The 3,179-nt window shown below is 68.9% G+C and carries 1 protein-coding gene and 1 tRNA gene; both read right to left on the bottom strand.

Annotation, left to right across the window (positions count from 1 at the left end):
- Positions 1–233: 233 nt before the first annotated feature.
- A tRNA-Thr gene (locus tag HUX53_RS29505) sits at positions 234–306 on the bottom strand.
- A 63-nt stretch (positions 307–369) separates the two neighbouring features.
- Positions 370–1,896: an alpha/beta hydrolase gene (locus HUX53_RS29500; RefSeq protein WP_309237492.1), complete on the bottom strand. Its 1,527-nt coding sequence runs from the start codon at positions 1,894–1,896 to the stop codon at positions 370–372.
- Positions 1,897–3,179: the final 1,283 nt, after the last annotated feature.

Raw genomic sequence — 3,179 nt, 5'->3', positions numbered from 1 at the left:
TGCGCGCGGCGGACGCGGCGGTCTGCGGCCGGCAGGCGCGCGTCGTCGAGGCCCGCCGCGCGGACGGCAGCCCCGCCGGACGCTGGGTCTGCGCGCACGCGATCCGGTCGGCGGGGGGTGGCTGAGGCGGACGTGTTCGCTCGGGTCATGAACGAAGCGGCGTAGACGCTGCTGGTAGCAAGCCCGTTAGCAAAAGCCCTCTTGCGAAGTTCGCAAGAGGGCTTTGAGCTGGGAGCCGCCTAACGGAATCGAACCGTTGACCTATTCATTACGAGTGAATCGCTCTGCCGACTGAGCTAAGGCGGCGCGCCGTGCGAGCACGGCGGGATGAAGTCTACCGGGTGTTCAGGGGTGGGTGTGCACGGGTTTTCAGCCGCAGGTGGTCCCGTCCTTGGGTGGGTCTGTGGTGACGAGGTAGTTGTCCGTGGCCTTGGTGATGCAGGGATTACCCTGCAGGTAGGCGGTGTGGCCGTCGCCGTTGAAGGTGAGGAGGACGCCGCTGGAGAGCTGGTCGGCGAGGTTCTGGGCCCACTTGTACGGCGTGGCCGGGTCGCGGATGGTTCCGATGACCACGATGGGGGCCGCGCCCTTGGCGGTGATGGGCTTCGGCTCCTGCTTGGTCTGGACGGGCCAGTAGACGCATGGGAGTCCGCCCCATACGACGAACGGGCCGAAGCGCGGGGCGACCTTCTTGGCTTCATTCGCGTACTTCTCGTAGGCGGCGAGGTCCGGCGGGTTGGGTTTGTCGACGCAGTTGACGGCCATGTTGGCGTCGGTCTGGTTGCTGTAGGTGCCGTTGGGCTTGCGCTCGACCATCTCGTCCGCGAGGGCTAGGAGGACGGTGCCGTCGTGGTTCTGCATCGCCTGGGTGAGGGCCTGGCGTAGGACGGGCCAGTACTCCTTGACGTAGAGCGACCTCGCTATGCCCATCACGGCCAGGGATTCGGTGACCTTGCGGGAGTCGCGCGTGTTGGTGAGCGGCTTCTTGTCGGTCGCGGAGAGGAACGAGGAGATCTTGGCGATGACGGCGTCAGCGGAGCTGCCGAAGGGACAGTTGCCAGACTTGACGCAGTCGTCGGCGAAGGCGCGGAGGGCGGTTTCGAAGCCCTTCGCCTGCTCCACGAGCAGCTCGGTCGAGGAGAGGTTCGGGTCGACGGCACCGTCCAGGACGAGGGCACGAACGTTCTTCGGGAACTGTTCCGCGTAGAAGGCGCCCAGGTAGGTGCCGTAGGAGGCGCCGTAGTAGGTGAGCTTCTTGTCGCCCAGCGCGGCCCGCATGACGTCCATGTCGCGGGCGGCGTTGACAGTGCCGACGTAGGGAAGCTCCGACCCGGCCTTGGTTTTGCAGCGCTGGGCGAAGTCCTTGCTCTCGGTGGCGAGCGTGTCAGTTTCCTTCTGGTCGTCCGGGGACGCGTCGGTGGCGAAGAACTCGTCGAGTTGCGGGCCCGTGTTGCAGCGGACCGGGTCGCTGTCGGCGACGCCGCGCGGATCGAAGCCGACGATGTCGAAGCGGCGGCGCAGGTCGTCCCCGAAGGTCCGGGCGGCCTGCCGGACGAAGTCGACGCCGGAACCGCCCGGCCCGCCCGGATTGGTGAGCAGTGAGCCGATGCGGTCGGACTTGTCTTCGGCCGGGAGCCGGATCACGGAGATGCCGACCTTCTCGCCGGACGGTTTGGCGTAGTCCAAGGGGACTTGGACGGTCGCGCACTGGAAGCCGTCGTCGCAGTTCTTCCAGGACGGTTTCTGGCCGTAGAACGACTCGAGTCCCTTGGGGACGCTCGATGACGCCGTCGTCCCGTTCTTGTCGCCGTCGCCGTTCCCCTCCCCGTTACTGCAACCGGTGACCATGGCCAGTGCCAGCACGGTGACCACACTGATGAACCTCGCTGCCCGCACCTGGACCCCGTCTCGTCATAGCGGCACGTACGCCGCCGCCTACGCTACGTCCACGCAGCGGCCGAGGCCACCCACCGTGCCGAGGGCCGGACGGTGACGGGACACGGCGCAGTGAAGCGTGCAGTGCCGTACCGGGCGCAGCGCTACGGACACCGCCCGATGACGAGACGAGAGAGGCCCGTGACTGGACGGGAACGCCGTGACGGGATGGGAGGGCGCGCGGTCGACGGGACGGCCGCGACGCACTAACGACACATGGCGCCGTACCGGGGCACGACCGTGACGGATTGGGGCGCAGCGGTGGTGGAGCAGCGCGCTGGCGGGCCCGGCCCGCGGCCATCGGCGACCCGGGGCCGCGGCCGCAGCCCCGGGCGAGGAGCCGCGGTGCGGGCACGGTGGCGAGAGGGAGCGGCGGGACGGCAACGGCACGCGGTGTAGTGCGCGGCCACGTGGTGCTCGGCGAGACCACGTAGCCAAGGGTGCGGCGGCCGGCCGGGGTCGCGCGGAACTTCGTTCGTGACCTGGCCAACCTTCCCTCGGTGGACGACCTGGTCATGGCGGTCAGCGAGATGGTCGCGAACACAGTCACGCACACGGCGTCGGACCTGCGGGGCGACGGTCGTCCTCGCGGCGGGGGACGGGACGGGGCGCCGGGATGCGGTGCCCTGCCAGAGGCCAGCGGCGCCAGGGCAGCACGGCGAGAGGCGCACGGCGGTGGTGGAACGGCGCACGGCACGGGGGTGACGGGACGCGGTGCCCTGCCAGGCACGCCGACGCCAGGGCAGCGCGGCGATGACGCGCACGGCGGTGGGGGAGCGCGCGGTGGCGGGATGGGGTGACCGAGCGCGCGGTGGAATAGGGCGGGGTGGGACGCGGCACGGTGTTGGGTGCGGTGCTGGGCGAGATGGGGTCCGTGTGGGGCAGGTGGGCGCCGTCCGTGCGTGGTGGCTTCGAGGGGGTGGGCGCCGTGTGTTTCCGGACGGTTGAGAGTGGCGTGGTGGCCGTCCGGGGGTTTCGGTGCTGGGTTAGTTGCCCTGTTGCGGTCCGGCTGGCGGTTCTCCCTGGCCGATGCCGTGCTGAGGTGCCAGGGATGCGCACGCCTGCGTGGCCTTCTGTTCGGTGGCGGGTCTGGTTGGGCGGTCGGAGGGGGCTTCGCTCGGCGTGTCCGGGGGCTGTCTTTTATACTCGTTTGACGCTGACGGCTAAGAGGAGAGTGTAGATTCCGGTGGGTGATCTATACGTGAACAAGAATCAATGACAGCATTCGTACACCACAGACCACA

The sequence above is a fragment of the Actinomadura sp. BRA 177 genome (assembly GCF_013372625.1).
In the GTDB taxonomy this organism is placed as follows: Bacteria; Actinomycetota; Actinomycetes; order Streptosporangiales; family Streptosporangiaceae; genus Spirillospora.
This window is presented reverse-complemented; position numbering and strand designations above follow the sequence as displayed.